Source organism: Sorangium aterium (assembly GCF_028368935.1).
In the GTDB taxonomy this organism is placed as follows: Bacteria; Myxococcota_A; Polyangia; order Polyangiales; family Polyangiaceae; genus Sorangium; species Sorangium atrum.
The window spans coordinates 2,055,787-2,071,318 of record NZ_JAQNDK010000001.1; the positions used below are offsets into that span (position 1 = coordinate 2,055,787).

Genomic DNA, 15,532 nt, shown 5'->3' on the forward strand with positions numbered 1-15,532 from the left:
GGCTCGTGCACGTCAACGTGACCCAGCTCCGCGTCGCGGCGACGTGCCCGAGGCTCCACTGGTTCGACGCGCGCGCCACGGCCGAGCGGCAGGACGGGCGGACGGTCGTGAGCCGCATCTGGCGCAAGGGCGGCGAGGCGCCCGGCTGCGGCGCGCTGTTCCACACCGCGGTGGAGCGCTTCAACGCCGCCGCGGCGAGCTCGGACGAGGTGCTGGCGGCGCTGGAGGCCGCCGGCGACGCCCCGGGCCTCCAGCAGGCGCTGATGCGCTGGTTCAACGCCTCCTGCCTGAACCTCGACGCGCTCGCGGCGCGCCCGGTGCCGCTGCGGCTGGGCTTCATCTCGGCGGTGCAGCTCTACATGGAGGAGCTCGCGCGGCTCGCGGCGCACGCGAGGGCGGCGGGCCTGCCCGCGGCGGAGCTCCGGGCGCAGCTCTTCGGGGACTCGCGCAAGCGGGTCGACGTGACGTTCCACGTGGGGGAGGACGTCCACGTCCACGTGACCGGGGCGATCGACTACGTGTACTTCGATCCGCGGCTCGGGAAGCACCGCATCGTGGACTACAAGCTCACGCCCGCGACCTCCCCGAACAGCGATCTCTTCCAGGTCTTCACGTACGCGCTGATGCACCACCACCAGCACGGCACGCGGCCGGACGTGGCGGTGTTCTACCTGCACCCCACCCGCAGCGTCCGGGAGGCGCGCTGGGAGGAGATCGAGGCGAAGCGCGGCAAGGTCTACGAGCTCATCGCCAGCATGGTGGCCTGGTCCGACCACGCGGTGGGCGCGGGCGGGCTCCCGCCGCCGGGCGACCGCGCGTACTGCGGCGGCTGCAAGCACGAGCGCTCCGGGGCCTGCGTCGCGCAGCTCGGCCACAAGGACGTGGGCGCGTGGGACAGGCGCTGGACGGCGCTCGAGGCCACGCGCGGCGGCGGAGCGCCGGAGGGGAGAGAGCCCGCCGCCGCCAGCGCGCCGGCGGCGGACGAGCCGATGGTGGAGGACGATCCCGAGCTCGACGAGGCGCTGGCGGTCGTGAAGCCGGCCGTCGAGCGCCCGAAGCCGGCGCCGGCGCCGGCGCCGGCGCGGGGCCGTGGGCGAAAGGCGCCCGCGGAGGCGCCGCCGGGCGGTACCAGCGCCAGGCCGGCGGACGCGCCGCCGGGCGGTACCAGCGCCAGGCCGGCGGACGCGCCGCCGGGCGGTACCAGCGTCAAGCCGCCGGAGGCGCCGCCAGGCGGTGAGCGCTCGACCCCCGCGGCGCTCGACGCGGGAGCGAGGCCGCCGGAGGCCCGCACTGCGAACGTCACCGGCATGCTCCTCGGCTTCGACGACGGCGGCGCGCCCGTCTGCGTGGACCCTTCGGTGCTCCGGACGCACGTCTCGGTCGTCGGCGCGGCCGGGAGCGGCAAGACGTGGATGGCCAAGGTCATCGCCGAGGAGGCGCTGCGCGCCGGTGTCCCCGTCGTCGCGATCGACCCCCAGGGCGATCTCGTCCAGATGATGGAGGCGCGCCCGCCGTCCGACGTGCCGCCGGAGCTGCGCCGCGCCTGGGAGGAGCTGAGGGAGCGCATGGAGCCGCGCATCCTCACGCCCGGGTCCTCGCACGGCCTGCGGCTCTGCCTCGACCCCCTGCGGCTCCCGAGCGCGGGCGAGCTCTCGCACATCGCGAACCCCGCGCTCCGCGCCGAGGAGGAAGAGGGCTTGCTCGTGGCGGTGGCGGCCAACCTCGTCAGCCTCTGTGCGTGCGGCGGCGAGGAGGAGTCGCAGCGCACGTTCCTCTACCAGGTGCTGCGGCACCTGCCGCGCGCGGCGCCGGTCCGGCTGCGGGACATCGTGGCCGCCGTCACCGCGCCCGAGGACCTGGGCATCGACGATGTCGACAGCCTGATCCGCAAGTCCGAGCGCGAGCGGCTCGCGCGCAAGCTCAACACGTTCGTTCAAGGCCCGTCGGCGCGGCTCTTCTCGGGCGGAACGCGCCTCGACTTCACCGAGCTGCTCCGGCCCTCGAAGCCCGGGCGCGTCCCGCTCAACGTCGTTTACCTGAACGCGCTCAGCAACGACGACGAGAAGCATTTCTTCCTCGCCGCCCTCGCGACCGAGCTGTACCGCTGGATGATCACGACCGTGGACGCGACCTCCGGCGGCGTGAACCTGCTCTTCTACATCGACGAGGCGCGCGACTGGATCCCTGCCGGCGGCAGCAAGCCGCCCGCCAAGCAGCCGCTCATCCGGCTCTTCACCCAGGGCCGGAAGTACGGCGTGGGCTGCTTGCTCTGCACCCAGAGCCCTCGATCGGTGGATTACAACGTGTTCGGCAACACGAGCACGAAGCTCATCGGGCGGCTCGAGGCGGCCCAGGACGTGGAGCGCGTGATCGACTGGTTCACGATCGAGGGCGGGGCCCCTCCGTGGGTCGCCGCGCGCAAGGGGGCGCCGAAGGGGAGCTTCGTCGCGCGCTGGCCCGACATGCCGGCGGAGCTCGCGGGCCGCGCGTTCAAGGGGCGAACGCTCTTCACGCGCCACGCCGGCGCGTGGTCGCCCGACCGCGTGGAGCGGGCCGTCACCGAGGCGGGGCTCCGTGGCACGGGCGGGTGAGGCGGCGAGCGCGGGCGGGGTCGACGCCTCCTCACCAGCGACGTACTCCCCGGGATCGAGGGAGGAACGACGGTGGTGCATGGATCTGGACAATCCCGTGATTCGACTCTGTGCGGAGGGCACCCGGGCGGAGTTCGAAGGCAGGAAAGAGGATGCCCGGGAGCTCTATCGTCAGGCGTGGGCCATCTGCAAGGACGACTACGACGCCTGCGTGGCGGCGCACTACGTCGCACGGTTTCAGGACACGCCAGAGGAGGCGATGTCGTGGAATCGAGAGGCGCTCGTTCGCGCAAGGAGAGTCGACGATGAACGTGTCCGGAGCTTCTACCCTTCGTTGTATGTGAACCTCGGCCGCTCCCATGAGCTGCTTGGCAACCGGGAGGAGGCGGAGCACTTCTACCGGCTCGCGGCCGAGCTCGGCCTCGAGCATCGGCCGGACGTCTAGAGATCGTGACATCCCCAGAGAGCCCGCGACACGAGGAGCTGCCATGAAGATCGCGCTCGAAAGAAGGAGGCAGTTTCCTCTGATACTGCTCGCGGCCCTCACCGGGTGTCAAAGAGCGCCCACACAATCGAGCGAGATTTCAACCGCGAGCGCGACGGCCCCCGCCAGCGGCACGATCGCACCGGCGAAATCGCATGCTCCTCCGGTCGCTGGGCAGGCCGCGCCTTCGAAGAACGAGGTGGCCGAACGACTGGCGGGCATCGGCCCGGGCGAGGAGCGTGAGATCGGCGCAGGCGTCTTCATGACGATGCACAGAGTCCAGGCCACCGAGCCGCTCGGAGATGGCTGGCACCTCGCGCGATCGACGGAAGGCGCCTTCTCCGTGGAGTTGCCGCTCCCGTTCAACGACTTTCGAACGCGCGCCCGGGCGACCGACGATGTCGAGCTGCGCACGCACACGGTCGGCGGAAAGACGCCTGGACTGCTCGCCTTCAGCGCGAGCTGCATGGCGCGGCGAGATGGAAAGCTCGGGCCGGAGGCGCGCGCGCCCGGCAGTGACAGGTTGGAGGTGAAGGGGACGCCGCCGGCGGCACATCAGCGGACGGTGGATTTCGAGGACATGACCTGCTTCCTCATCGTCGAGGCCCAGGGCTCGGATCCGCTGCCGCCCGAGGCCGATCGGCTGCGCTTCCTCCAGTCGCTCAGACGGACGGGAAAGCCGGTCTGGTGAAGTTGAGCACGCGCGACACGAGCGCGAGCAGCATCTCGCGCGCGTGGCCGCCGTCGACGGCTGGATCGCGCAGCCGGATCGCCTTGCTGCCATCCAGCACGGCGAGCAGCATCGTCGCGAGGGCCGCCGCCGGCAATGTGTCGTCGACGAGGCCGGCGGCCTGTCCGCGCGCGATCGCGCTCGCGAGGAGCTGCTTCATCTCGGCGCTGTGGCGCCGGAGCCGATCCGCGATCGCGGCGTTGCGCTGCGACTCGGCGAGCAGATCGAAGAGGAGGGACGGCCCCTTGCCGCCGTAGAGGTCGGCCACGAGCGCGGGGAGGTCGCGCGCGTCCTGCACGTCACCCGACAGGTGCGCGGTCGCCTCATCGAGCACGAGCTGGAAGATGCCCTCGAGGATAGCCTCCTTGCTCGGGAAGTAGTGGTAGAGGTGCCCGGGGCTGACGCCCGCCTCGGCGCAGATGCTCGCGATGGAGGCCTGCACCCCCTCGGCGGCGAAGCGGCGCAGGGCGGCGCCGAGGAGCTCGCGACGCTTCTTCTCGTGCTGGTCGGGGTTGACAGTGCGCATGCGGCGATTCATTGATAGAGCGTTCGCTCTAACATTGAGGGGGTCGAACGATGCCCATGATACCGCGCACGCATCTCGGCAAGAACGGCCCGCTCGTCGGCGCGCTGGGCCTCGGCTGCGGCGGGATGTCGCCCGGCCGCGGCGCCGACAGCGACGCCGAGAGCATCGCCACGATCCAGGCGGCGCTCGACGCCGGGATGAACCTCCTCGACACCGCCGATTTCTACGGCATGGGGCATAACGAGGCGCTCATCGGACGCGCCATCGAAGGCCGGCGCGACCGGGCCTTCGTGAGCGTGAAGTTCGGCATGCTGCGCACCCCGGGCGGGAAGTTCCTTGGGATGGACGGCCGCCCGGCCACGGTGAAGACGTTCGCGGCCTACTCGCTCCAGCGCCTCGGCGTCGACGAGATCGACCTCTACCAGCCCGGGCGACCCGATCCCGACGTGCCCTTCGAGGAGACGATCGGCGCCATCGCCGACCTCGTGCGCGAGGGCAAGGTCCGTCACGTGGGCGTGTCCGAGGTCGGCGCGGAGCTCCTGCGCCGCGCGCACGCCGTGCACCCCATCGCCGCGCTCGAGATCGAGTACTCGCTCGCGTGCCGCTTCATCGAAGCGGAGATCTTGCCGACCGCGCGCGAGCTCGGGATCGGCGTCGTCGCCTACCGCGTGCTCGCCGACGGGCTGCTCAGCGGCGCGACGGCGCCGAGCCCTGGCGCGCACTTCGTGGCGCCGCGGATGGAAGGACACGCGCTGGAGCAGAATGTCCGCACGGCTCGCCCGCTCGTCGAGCTGGCCGCCCGGAAGCGCTGCACGCCAGCCCAGCTGGCCATCGCGTGGCTGCGCGCGCGCGGCGACGACATCGTGCCGCTCGTCGGCGTCCGCCGGCGCGCGCGGCTCGACGAGAACCTCTCGGCGCTCGACGTGCGCGTCTCCCCGGACGAGCTCGCGCAGCTCGACGCCGCGTTCGCGCCGGGCGCGATCGTCGGCGATCGGTATCCCTCGTTCGTCATGACGTACGCGGCGCGCTGAGCGACCCGGGTCGCGACCACACGCTCCCGTCACCGCCCGCCAACCGCCATGGGCGTGGATCACCCGCCCTGCTTGCCGGCGCGCCCGCGGCGTGCCTTGATCGCGCGCGTGACAACGGGGTTCTTCGAGGCGCGTGGCTTTCGTTTCCGGCTCGATCGCGAGGGCGCCGAGGTGAGCGGCGCGCCGACGCGCGCGGTCCAGGCCACCATCGAGCCCGGCGAGGCGAGCCTCGACGGTGACGAGCCGCTGGCCGAGCTCCTGGGCAGCCGGCTGTCGGCGCTGCTCGGCGCGCCGGTGAGCGACGAGGAAGGCATCTTCGACCTGGCGGTCGAGCGCGATGGGGCCGTGGTCGCGGCCGTACAGCTCTCGTGCGGCGAGGACGACGAGGACGTGCTCGAGCTGCTCGGCGAGCGGTCGCCCTCGCTCCCCGTGCGCGCGCTGGTCGAGGCCCTGGTCGAGGCGCTGCGGGGACCGGGGTGACGGCGCGCGCGGCGCGCCAGCGCGCCGTGGCGGTCCAGGTGAAGCCGATCGAGGACGATCGCGTCAGAAGCGCACCGCACCCCAGGGCTCCCGGCGCTCGAATCGACCGGAAATCGCGCTCGGCGTGACAGGCCTGCCGGACGATCACCCAGGGCGAGGCAGCGCGCGCTCGCGGGCGCGCCACGCGGCCGGGGCCACGCCGTGCCGGCGGCGGAAGAGGCGGCTGAACTGGCTGGCGTCGGCATAGCCGACCCGCTCGGCGATGATCTCGACGAGCTCGTCCGTGTCGCGCAGGCGACGCCGCGCCTCGGCGAGGCGGCCTTCGAGGATCCACGCCACCACGGAGCGCCCCGTCGACCGCTTCACCGCGGTCGTGATGTACGCGGGAGATCGGCGCACCGCGCGGGCGACCTCACCGAGGGTCAGCGGTCCCAGACAGCGCGCCTCGATCACGGCGAGCGCCTCGGCGACGATCGACGGGGCCGCTGGGAGAGCCGCGTCGCGCGGGGCGGCGCGCACGATCTCGGCGAGCAGGAGCCCGAGGAGGCTCTCGGCCACGACGGGCAGCACGCCCGAGGATCGCGACAGCTCGCGCTCGAGCTCCTCAAGCAGGCCGAGCACGTGGGGCTGCCTGCTGGTCGGCAGCTCGACGACCGGGAAAGCCCCGCGCCGGACGCGATCGAGCGGGGCGAGCAGCTCCTGAAAACGATCCTGGGGGAGGCACGAGCGACAGAAGGCCACGCCGCGGAGATCCGCCTTGCTCGCCGTGAGCCACCGGTGGGCATCACCGGCAGGGACGAGGTGGACCTGGCCCGCCGTCAGCTCCAGCTCGCCGCGGTGCTCCACGCGCACGCGGCCGCCGAGGTGAAAGGCGAGGACCGAATAGGTGTGCACGGCGGCGCGCTGCATCGGGCGGATCTCCGGCGCGCGACAGGCACGTACGTGGATCACGCCGGTCTCGAGGGCGTCAATTGTAAGCTGCGACTCCATGTCCACCACCCCAGGGTAACACACGTTGTTCGGGCACGATCATGGACGACCGGCCTGGCCAACCTCTCGCGGCTCCCTCGATCCGGCAGGCAATGCGGTGTCACACTGAACCCTACGAGCACACACCATGGCGAATGGATCACGTACGGCTGAGCTCACTTGACAGCTGGGGACCGGTCGTTTGTTCTGAAAACTGCGAGGTCACCCGGGGGTCCTTATCGCGGCGCGCCGCGACCTCGCGCGGACGCCCGAATTCACCGTGATCTAGATCGAACATGATGGCTGCGCGCCCGGTATGGGCGCGCGTCTCTCGACCGGCGCGTTCACGACATCGGGATCGTGCCGGGCGATGCTCCCCTGTCAGTTCATCACCAGGGAGGGTTTATGCAACTCAAGTTCAATTCCCATCAAGGCGTGTTATTGGCCTGTCTCTTCTTCCTTGTCCCGCTGCTGGGGGCCGGCGCCGCGGGTTGCGTCGGGCAGGAGGAGGAGTGGGACTCCGAAGAGGCCGTCGCGGCCGCCGTCCAGGCCCACCAGGCCCAGAGCGGCGAGCAGCTCTTCGAAAGAGAGACATTCGGCGGCAACGGGCGCCGCTGCGTGACCTGCCACAGCGAGGAGACAGGCACGCTGTCCCCGGCGGACGTGCGGCGGCGGTACGCGGCCAACCGGCGCGATCCGCTCTTCCGCCCGATCGACAGCGACGATGGCGTCGGCAACAGCTACACGCGGCTCCTCAACGAGGCCACGATCCGCTACGAGTTCCCGCTGCCGCCGAACATCTGGCTGCACGACGACCCCGCGGCCACCACCGTGACCGTCTTCCGAGGCATCGCCTCCATCAAGGACTCGCCAGCGCTCGATCCGCTCATCACGTTCGACACCCGTGAGCCCGACCTCGAGACGCAGGCCGCGAACGCGATCCTGCGGCATTTCGAGCCGACGGTCACGCCCACGCGGCGACAGCTCGAGAAGATCGCCGATTACGAGAGGACGCTGTTCAGCTCGCGGGAGCTGCGCCGCTACGCTCACGGCGGGCCCGAGCCCGAGCTGCCTCGTGGCTGCACGCCGTCCGAGAAGCGCGGGCGCAAGCACTTTCTCCCGAACAAACTCTGCGGACAGTGCCACAGCGGGCCCATGCTGAACACGGCCAGCGACCAGTTCGTCCTCGGGCCGTTCCTTAGGATCACGGGCGTGCTGACCGGGTTCTCGGGAGAGGTCCTCGGCACCACCGAGACGCGGCCAACGCCGAACCCGATGCGCCGCTACGATATGGTCTGCCCCTCGGACGGGAGCAGCTTCCTCTGCTCCGACCCAGACCAGTTCTTCCCGCTGATCGCCGTCTATCAGCCGCGGCTCGAGAACGGCATCCTCTCGATGCTCGCCGCCGATCCGGCCTACGCCCTCGTCCTCGGCAGCCTGGACGGCCTGGGGGACGGCAAGACCACCTCCCTCTGGGGCATCAACGAGACGGCGCCCTATTTCCACGACAACTCGGCCCATACGCTGGAGGACGTCGTCCACCACTACAAGCTGGTGTTCGAGGCCGCCCCCATCCTGGCCACCCCCCTCGGGGGGCGAACGACCCTGACCGCCCAGGAAGAGGCGGACATCGTCGCGTACATGAAGCTCCTCTGAGCGGAAGGCCCTCTCCCGGGCGGGCCGGGGGCCTCCTCGGCCCTGCGGCCCGGCCGGAAAAACAGCACCGCCGTTGAGCGGAAACCGGACGAGCGGGCACACAGGGCACGGCGCTCGACCTCCACGCGTTCGACGCCGCCGGCGCCCTGGTCACGACCACAGGCGCACCCCGACGGGGCCGACGCCGTCATCCTCGACTCGGTCGCATCGCCGGGCGCGCAGCGCCTGTCTCGGTACGATACCCAGTACGATCCGGTGGTGAAGGATCTGTCCGCGATCTGCGCCGCCGATCCGGTCTGCGGGGCGAAGCTCGGCCCCGAGCCCTGGGCGAAGCTCGACGCGCTCTTCGGCAAGCTCGCAGAAGGCCACTGCGCGGAGCTCGGCGCCGACGTCGCGCTGTTTGCCTCCATCGCTCCGCTCTTCGTGCAGATCCGGAGCCTGCGGACGCACCTCTTCCCGCTCGCTTACCGCATCGACCGCTGCGAGCCCGGCGACGTGCAGGCGGTCGGTCATTACATGCAGACGCTGCTCGAGCTGATGTCGCAGCCCGGCGGAGGCGAGCCGCGGGGATCGATCCTCCTGGGGACACACGTGGCCCTCTCCGAGCTGTGGGAAGAGCCGGCCCCCACCCCGGCCGAGCTCCAGGCGCGCTGCGATGCGCAGCGCTTCTGCCCGCGGGAGGCGCTGGAGCTCGGCCAGCTCTACGAGGCCTGGCCGCGCTACCCGCACGACCGGCTCTGGGGCGGGTGGCCGGACTCCACCGTGCCCATCCTGGCGATGAATGGCCTGCTCGACCCGCAGACGCCGATCGATCTGGCGGAGCTCTCGGCCGACGAGCTCACCGCACCTCATCAGACGTTCGTGGCCGTGCCCTGGAGCCCGCACGGCGTCGCGTTCGAGTCCCCCGTGAAGACCCCCGGCGCGGCGCCGTGCGGCACGCAGATGATGGCGAAATTCATCGCGGCCCCCGAGGCTCCGATCGATACCACGTGCCTCGACGACCTCGCGCCCGTCGCGTGGGACGAGGACCCGGCCGTCGTCGAGGTGCTCTTCGGCGCGAAGGACATGTGGGAAAACCCGGCTTCGCCCGCCCACGAGCTGCGGAGAGCGGCGCCGATCGACTGGGCGGCCGTCGCGCGCCTCGCGCGTGAGAGGACGCGCTGGCTCGGGCGGTGAATGACGCACACCTCACTCGCCTTTCTGGCGGCTGAGCCCGTATCCCACGAACCTGCACCCCGCTTCGAGCCGTTCACGGCGCCCGGCCGGGCGCGAGACCCACCGCCGCGATGAGCTCGCCCAGGCCGGGATCCGTCGCCTTGTCGGCGCTGCGCGCCGATTCGAACGGCCGCTCCCCGCGGATCCACGCGTCGGCGAGCGAGTCGGGCCCGTTCAGGAGCAGGTGCATGGCCGCCGTCAGCTCCAGGGGGCGCATGTCGAGGCGGAAGAGCTCGGACAGGCTGAGCTGCAGGCCGGCGCTGATGGCGTGGACGCCGCGAATGGGCTCCATGAACGAGCGCCCTCCCACGCCGCGCGCCAGGAACGCGGCGCGCGCCTCGGGGTCCCGCAGCCTGGTCGCGCACTCTCCCGCGTCGAGCGAGTTCATCCCTCGACAGGAGAGCGGTCGAACCTCGTAGATCGAGCACCGCCCCGACCGCAGGAAGGGGCAAGGGTGGTCCGGCGAAAACCGCTCTGCCGACGGCAGGCTCCGCGTCCTGTCGTGGCACCCGGACACGTGCTGAGCCACGCGCGCGAGCTCCGCGTCGGACAGGGTCGACCTCAGGTGGTCGGCGATCGCGAGCGCCTCCGGCGGCGTGACCCCGACCGATTGATGGCAGCAGTGATCGCAGCCCGCCCTGCACGCCACCGCGCCATCGGGCGCGCGCGCCAGGAGCCCCGCCGCGAGCCGCGACGTCGCTGCCATCGCGTCCCGCGCCAGCTCGACCGCGCCATCCACGCTCGGCTCCCCGCGCAGCGCAGCATAGGCCGTGTTGGCCGCGGCCGCCGCGATGTCGTTCTGCCACGCCTCCCGGAACACCGGGCTCCTGAGCGCCACGCGCTCATTCCCGCTCACGGGGTCGCGAAGGACCGTGAGGTGCACGCGACCCACACCGTCCTTGCGGGCATCTCGCCGGCCCTTCTTTCCTGACGCGGAGCGCGGCTTGCCTTTCCTCTGACTCATGGTGGCCGGTTCCTGGAGGGTGGTTACCGCCCGAGCGCTCGAAGAGACTCAGGTCCCGCAGAACGTGTATTGCACGCGCTCGTCCAGCTGCGGGGGCTCGCCTAGATGAGCGCTCTCCGGCTGATCGTCGTACGGTCGCCCGAGGACCCGCACCAGCGTCTCGAACGGCTCGAAGTCGTCACGGAGAACGGCCGCCTGGATGAGCGCCTCGATCCGGTGATTGCGCGGGATGAACGCCGGGTTGACGAGCCGCATCGCGCTCGCGCGCGCTTCACCGTCGACGTCCTCCCGGGCGAGCCGCCGGCGCCACGACTCGGCCCAGTCGCGGAAAGCGCCGGGCTCCGCGAACAGGGCGGCCACTTGCGTATCGGCCGCTGGATCGGCCGCTGAAGCGCAGAGCCGGCGAAAGAAGACCGTGTAATCGACGCCGTTCGACGCGAGGCGCTCCAGCAGATCCGCGGCGAGCGCGAGATCGCCCTCCTCCTCGCGCGCGAGCCCCAGCTTGGCCCGCAGGACGCGCTCGTGCGCCGCGACGAAGAGCGCGGAGAAGCGCTCCACGCGCTCGGTCGCCAGGCGGATGGACTCCTCCTCGCCCTCGGCCAGGAGGGGCAGGAGCGCCTCGGCGAGCCGCGCCATGTTCCACTGCGCGATGCGCGGCTGGTTCCCGAAGGCATACCGGCCGCCCCGATCGATCGAGCTGAACTTCTTCGCGGGATCGTACTCGTCGAGGAACGCGCACGGCCCGTAATCGATGGTCTCCCCGGAGATCGACGTGTTGTCGGTGTTCATCACGCCGTGCACGAAGCCGACGCCGAGCCAGCGCGCGACAAGGGTCGCCTGCGCGTCGACGACGCGCTCGAGCAGCGCCAGCGCGTCATTGCCGCTGCCCACCGCCTCGGGGTAGTGCCGGGAGAGCGCGTACGACGCCAGGGTGGCCAGCGCCTCGCGGTCGCCCCGCGCGGCGAAGAACTGGAACGTGCCCACGCGGATGTGGCTCGCGGCCACGCGCGTGAGCACCGCGCCGGGGAGCACCTCCTCGCGATAGACCGGCTCGCCCGTCGTCACCGCGGCGAGCGCCCGCGTCGTCGGCACGCCGAGCGCCGCCATGGCCTCGCTCACGACGTACTCGCGCAGCACCGGCCCGAGCGCCGCGCGCCCGTCTCCGCCCCGCGAGAACGGCGTCCGCCCCGCGCCCTTGAGCTGAAGATCGCGCCGCTTGCCGTCCCTGCCGACGACCTCGCCGAGCAGGATGGCCCGCCCGTCCCCGAGCTGGCTCACGAAGCTGCCGAACTGGTGCCCCGCGTACGCGAGCGCGATCGGCTCCGCGCCCTCGGCCAGCGCGTTGCCCGCGAGCACCTCGGCCCCCTCCGCCGAGGCGAGCTGCTCCGCGTCGAGCCCGAGCACCTCCGCGAGCGCGCGGTTGACCTTCACGATGCGCGGCGCGCGGACCCGGGCGGGGGAGACGCGCGCGTGGAAGCGGTCGGGAAGGCGGGCGTAGGTGTTGTCGAACGGGAGCTTCATCGGCGAACCTTACGCGCGGAGGTGCCGCTGCTCAAGCCGCCGGAAGAGCCCGTCACCGGCTGCGCCAGGACGCCGCGGGAAGCCGTCGGCGCCGGCCTTCACCCCGATGGCGTTCGGCAGGTTGCAGAGGTACTTGCGGACAGACGCTTCGTCCTACCGAATTCCCTCCTCAGTCTCCCACGACGCGCAGGCGGAAAGAGTCCGTCTGGGTGAGATCGGTGAGCAGATCGAGGAGGGTATAGCCGTCGACAGACAGGCTGGCGCTGAGCCCGTCGACGTCGCAGGCGTCGTTCCCGTTCGGCGCCCGCCCGGTGGCAAAGGCGACCCACCGCTCGGCATAATGGCGCCTGGCGCCCGGATCGGCGGCGAGCTCGTTCATCAGCTCGATGGGTGACGTGATCCTCTTGACGTTGTTGGCGCCAAAGGTGACATCGGCGGTCCCGTCGATGGCGCCGCCGAGCGGATCGATGGTCTGCACCTTGCCGACGGCGTCGTACCTCTCGAGCACGAAGCCCGGCGGGTTGACGTACGTGTCGTGGCATACCGCGCAGTTCGTGGAGGAGGTCAGCGCATCGACGACCTCACGCTCCGTGGAGAACTCGCCCGGAGGCCGCGGCGTCTCGCTCGCGCCGGGCACGGGGGCCAGGTTGACCCCGAGCAGCCTTGTGGAGACGAACGCGCCCCGGAGGATCGGGTTCGTGGCGTCATAGCGCGAGTAGGAGCTCAAGAACCCGACGCGGGTCAAGAAGCCCGGCCGCTCGTTCGGATCGAGCTCCACCCGCGTCAGCTCCGCGCCGTAGTCGGCCGCATCGAGCCCATAGAGCGGGGCGGTGTCCTGATTGACGTAACCGACGTTGCTCAGAAAGAGGTCCTTGAACGCCCCCCCCTCGAACGCCACGTCCTCGAAGAGGGCGTCCATCTCTGCCATCATCGGAGCGACAACATCCGGGGAGTAGTCGGGGAACCGGGTCGTGTCGTGTTCGATCGCTCCCCAGCGCGAACCCGTGCGAATGTCCGCATAAACACGATGGAACTGGGCCACGACCGGCGCCGTCTTTTCGCGGTCCTGGATCATCCGCTGGGCCTGCGCCAGGATCTGCGCTTTGGTAGCGAGCTGGCCAGCGTCGGCCGCGGCGTCCAGGATGTCATCTGGAATGGAATCCCACAGCAGGAACGAGAGCCTGGCCGCCACTTCGTGGCTGGAGAGCTTGATCGCGTCTCCTTCGCGGTCCTGCGTCAGCTCGGGGCGCATGAGGAACGAGGGCGAAGCGAGGAAGGCGAAGAGGATGGCCTCGGCGATCTCATCGGGCGTGCCCCGGGGCTCCACGGCGGTGAGCCGCAGCAGGCTCTGCACCTCTTCTTCGAGCAGAGGACGGCGGAACGCCTTGCGACCAAAGGTGATGATCGTCTCTTCCAGGCACGTCGGCGCCGCCGGATCACAGGCGAGGAACGTGGGTTTGTTCGGCCCGCCCATCACCTCGGCGGCGACGTGTTCGGCGGCCGCGAGATAGCCGTTCCATGCGGGGTCTGTCATGTCCCCCTCGAAGTCGGGGACGAGGAGCGCAGACGGCGGGAGGTCGCCGGCGCTCGCCAGCGTCGTCACGCCGAGCAGATCCCGCACCACCGCGTCGTACTGCCGGTCGAGCAGGCGCGGGATCTGGGACGTCACCGGGATGCCGGGGAGGCAGGGATCCCCCCCTCCGACGCCTGATCCCGCCCCGACGCCGGCCGCTGTGCCGCTGCCGCCGCCGCTCTGCTCGTCGGCGTCGGTGCCCTTGCCCAGGATCGTGATCCCGCACCCAGGGGCGATGAGCGAGAGCGCCGCGAAGCAGCAGAGCGAAGATACGGCGTGCAAGAGCCTCATGACAAAGCCTCCCGCCGTAGCAATCTCCGAGTCTCTCCCCGGGGATCACAATTTCGTCGCGCGCCGGGCGGCCGGTGATCAGAGCGAGAGACCGGCGCCGACGCGGAGCGTCCACGTGACCGCGGGCACCTCGTGGATGAGCTGCGCGGGGTTCTCGAACACGAACGATCGCCGCACCAGCGGAAATTCCGGTCCACCTTGCGCGTCGACCCGCAGGAGGGCCCCGAGCGAGGCGGTCACGCGCGCGAGGAGCCCGAGGCTGGCCCAGGGGACGGTGCCCTCCTCCACGTCGGAGATCGCCTTGCCGACCAGCCCGCTGCCATGAAGGAAGCCGCCCTCCGCGCCCACGCAGGGCCCGAGCGAGAGCCGGCGTGCCGGGCGGACGAGGTCCGCGCAGGCGTCGACCCGGCCGATCCCGCGCAGGAAGCGGGCGCCGCCCGGCCCGGCATCGACAGCGCCGGTGGAGGCCACCTCGGCAGCGACGCGGAGCGCCGCGCCGAGGCCCAGATCGGCGCGCAGCTCGACGAAGGGCCCCCCGCCGAGCAGCGCCTCGGGGGCGACCCCGGACACCGCGCTCCCCTGGAGGCCGAGCGTCCACGGGCGCTCCACGGGCCGCCGCGGCTGCGGAGAGCGCGAGGCCCCAGCGACCGGTGACGGCAGGCCGATCGGCGCGGTCGCGGGGCGCGCGGCCGGGGGCGGCGAGGCCGGGGGCGGTGGCGCAAGCTGCGGCGGGCTCCCCGCGCCGGGCGCTCCTTCGGCGGAGACGCCGGCCGCGGCCGGCTGCGCAGGACCGCCTGGATCCGCGGCGGCGGGCGCAGCGGCGTCCGGCGCTCCTCCGGCGCCCGGCGCGCCCGGCGCTCCTCCGGCGTCCGGAACCTCGGACGAGCGCGGCCCTGCGGCAGGCGGTTGCGGATCGAGAGACGCGGTGGGGTCGACCCGGAGGGCCGTGATGAGCGCGAGGGCCGCGACGACCTCACCGCACGTCGCGCCGTCGACCTCGCGGACGCGCGCGTCCGCGCCCTTGCCGAGCGTGATCCGGCCACGGCTCCTGCCCTCGCTCGAGGTGATGCGCACGCGCACGTCGAGCGCCGCTTCGTCCGCCGCGGCGGCGCGGGCGCGGTCCGTGCGCGCGGTCACCTCGCGCAGGAACGCCTCGGCGTCGGGACAGCCGTCGTGCGCCTCGTACGCGATGCGCAGGCGCTGGGCCTCCGCCCAGGCGTCACCCCCGGTCAGGGCGCCTGCGAGCACGACGACGGCTGCGAGCCAGCGCGGGTGGAGCACGGCACTCTCGAACGCACGCACGGCGCGGGAGGGTACACCGAGCCACCGTCCGCGGCGGCATTGCGGTCATCGCCGCGCCCTTCTCGCGCTCGATCCCGGGCCATGTGGCGCCTCTGCGTGGCCCAGACCCGTGAGGGCGCTCGGCCCCCCTCCTCGCCGGCGCGCGGCTGACGCGCCCCATCGTACATTGGCACACCTCGAATCGATTCAGGCCACTATG

The 15,532-nt window shown here is 71.8% G+C and carries 13 protein-coding genes; 7 read left to right on the plus strand and 6 right to left on the minus strand.

Annotation, left to right across the window (positions count from 1 at the left end; all coding sequences use genetic code 11):
- Positions 1-5 precede the first annotated feature (5 nt).
- From POL72_RS51155 to POL72_RS07440, 3 genes are all read left to right on the plus strand, one after another.
- Positions 6-2,591, plus strand: a complete 2,586-nt coding sequence (locus POL72_RS51155; protein WP_272094326.1) for a helicase HerA-like domain-containing protein — start codon at positions 6-8, stop codon at positions 2,589-2,591.
- Positions 2,592-2,688: 97 nt separating this feature from the next.
- Complete coding sequence (locus tag POL72_RS07435) at positions 2,689-3,036, plus strand: tetratricopeptide repeat protein (RefSeq protein WP_272094327.1); 348 nt, start codon at positions 2,689-2,691, stop codon at positions 3,034-3,036.
- Positions 3,037-3,274: 238 nt separating this feature from the next.
- Positions 3,275-3,766: a hypothetical protein gene (locus POL72_RS07440; protein WP_272094328.1), complete on the plus strand. Its 492-nt coding sequence runs from the start codon at positions 3,275-3,277 to the stop codon at positions 3,764-3,766.
- Here POL72_RS07440 and POL72_RS07445 read toward each other — a convergent pair.
- Positions 3,738-4,331: a TetR/AcrR family transcriptional regulator gene (locus POL72_RS07445; protein ID WP_272094329.1), complete on the minus strand. Its 594-nt coding sequence runs from the start codon at positions 4,329-4,331 to the stop codon at positions 3,738-3,740. The two genes, POL72_RS07440 and POL72_RS07445, sit on opposite strands and share 29 nt — an antisense overlap.
- A gap of 56 nt (positions 4,332-4,387) precedes the next feature.
- Here POL72_RS07445 and POL72_RS07450 point away from each other — a divergent pair, with 56 nt between their 5' ends.
- Positions 4,388-5,362, plus strand: a complete 975-nt coding sequence (locus POL72_RS07450; protein WP_272094330.1) for an aldo/keto reductase — start codon at positions 4,388-4,390, stop codon at positions 5,360-5,362.
- A gap of 108 nt (positions 5,363-5,470) precedes the next feature.
- Complete coding sequence (locus POL72_RS07455; protein ID WP_272094331.1) at positions 5,471-5,842, plus strand: hypothetical protein; 372 nt, start codon at positions 5,471-5,473, stop codon at positions 5,840-5,842.
- Positions 5,843-5,986: 144 nt separating this feature from the next.
- Here POL72_RS07455 and POL72_RS07460 read toward each other — a convergent pair whose 3' ends face one another.
- Positions 5,987-6,832, minus strand: coding sequence for a helix-turn-helix domain-containing protein (locus POL72_RS07460; RefSeq protein ID WP_272094332.1), 846 nt, complete (start codon positions 6,830-6,832; stop codon positions 5,987-5,989).
- Positions 6,833-7,216: 384 nt separating this feature from the next.
- On the opposite strand from POL72_RS07460, the gene POL72_RS07465 reads away from it, so the two are divergent.
- The gene (locus POL72_RS07465) at positions 7,217-8,467 is read left to right on the plus strand and encodes a hypothetical protein (protein ID WP_272094333.1); all 1,251 of its coding nucleotides are present in this window, start codon (positions 7,217-7,219) and stop codon (positions 8,465-8,467) included.
- 258 nt (positions 8,468-8,725) lie between these two features.
- Positions 8,726-9,643, plus strand: a complete 918-nt coding sequence (locus POL72_RS07470; protein WP_272094334.1) for a hypothetical protein — start codon at positions 8,726-8,728, stop codon at positions 9,641-9,643.
- 73 nt (positions 9,644-9,716) lie between these two features.
- Here POL72_RS07470 and POL72_RS07475 read toward each other — a convergent pair whose 3' ends face one another.
- From POL72_RS07475 to POL72_RS07490, 4 genes are all read right to left on the minus strand, one after another.
- Positions 9,717-10,646: a YkgJ family cysteine cluster protein gene (locus tag POL72_RS07475; RefSeq protein ID WP_272094335.1), complete on the minus strand. Its 930-nt coding sequence runs from the start codon at positions 10,644-10,646 to the stop codon at positions 9,717-9,719.
- 48 nt (positions 10,647-10,694) lie between these two features.
- The gene (locus POL72_RS07480; RefSeq protein ID WP_272094336.1) at positions 10,695-12,167 is read right to left on the minus strand and encodes a protein adenylyltransferase SelO; all 1,473 of its coding nucleotides are present in this window, start codon (positions 12,165-12,167) and stop codon (positions 10,695-10,697) included.
- 169 nt (positions 12,168-12,336) lie between these two features.
- The gene (locus tag POL72_RS07485; RefSeq protein WP_272094337.1) at positions 12,337-14,031 is read right to left on the minus strand and encodes a DUF1592 domain-containing protein; all 1,695 of its coding nucleotides are present in this window, start codon (positions 14,029-14,031) and stop codon (positions 12,337-12,339) included.
- 78 nt (positions 14,032-14,109) lie between these two features.
- Entirely contained in the window at positions 14,110-15,312 is a 1,203-nt protein-coding gene (locus POL72_RS07490) for a hypothetical protein (protein ID WP_272094338.1), read from the minus strand.
- Between the last annotated feature and the right edge of the window lie 220 nt (positions 15,313-15,532).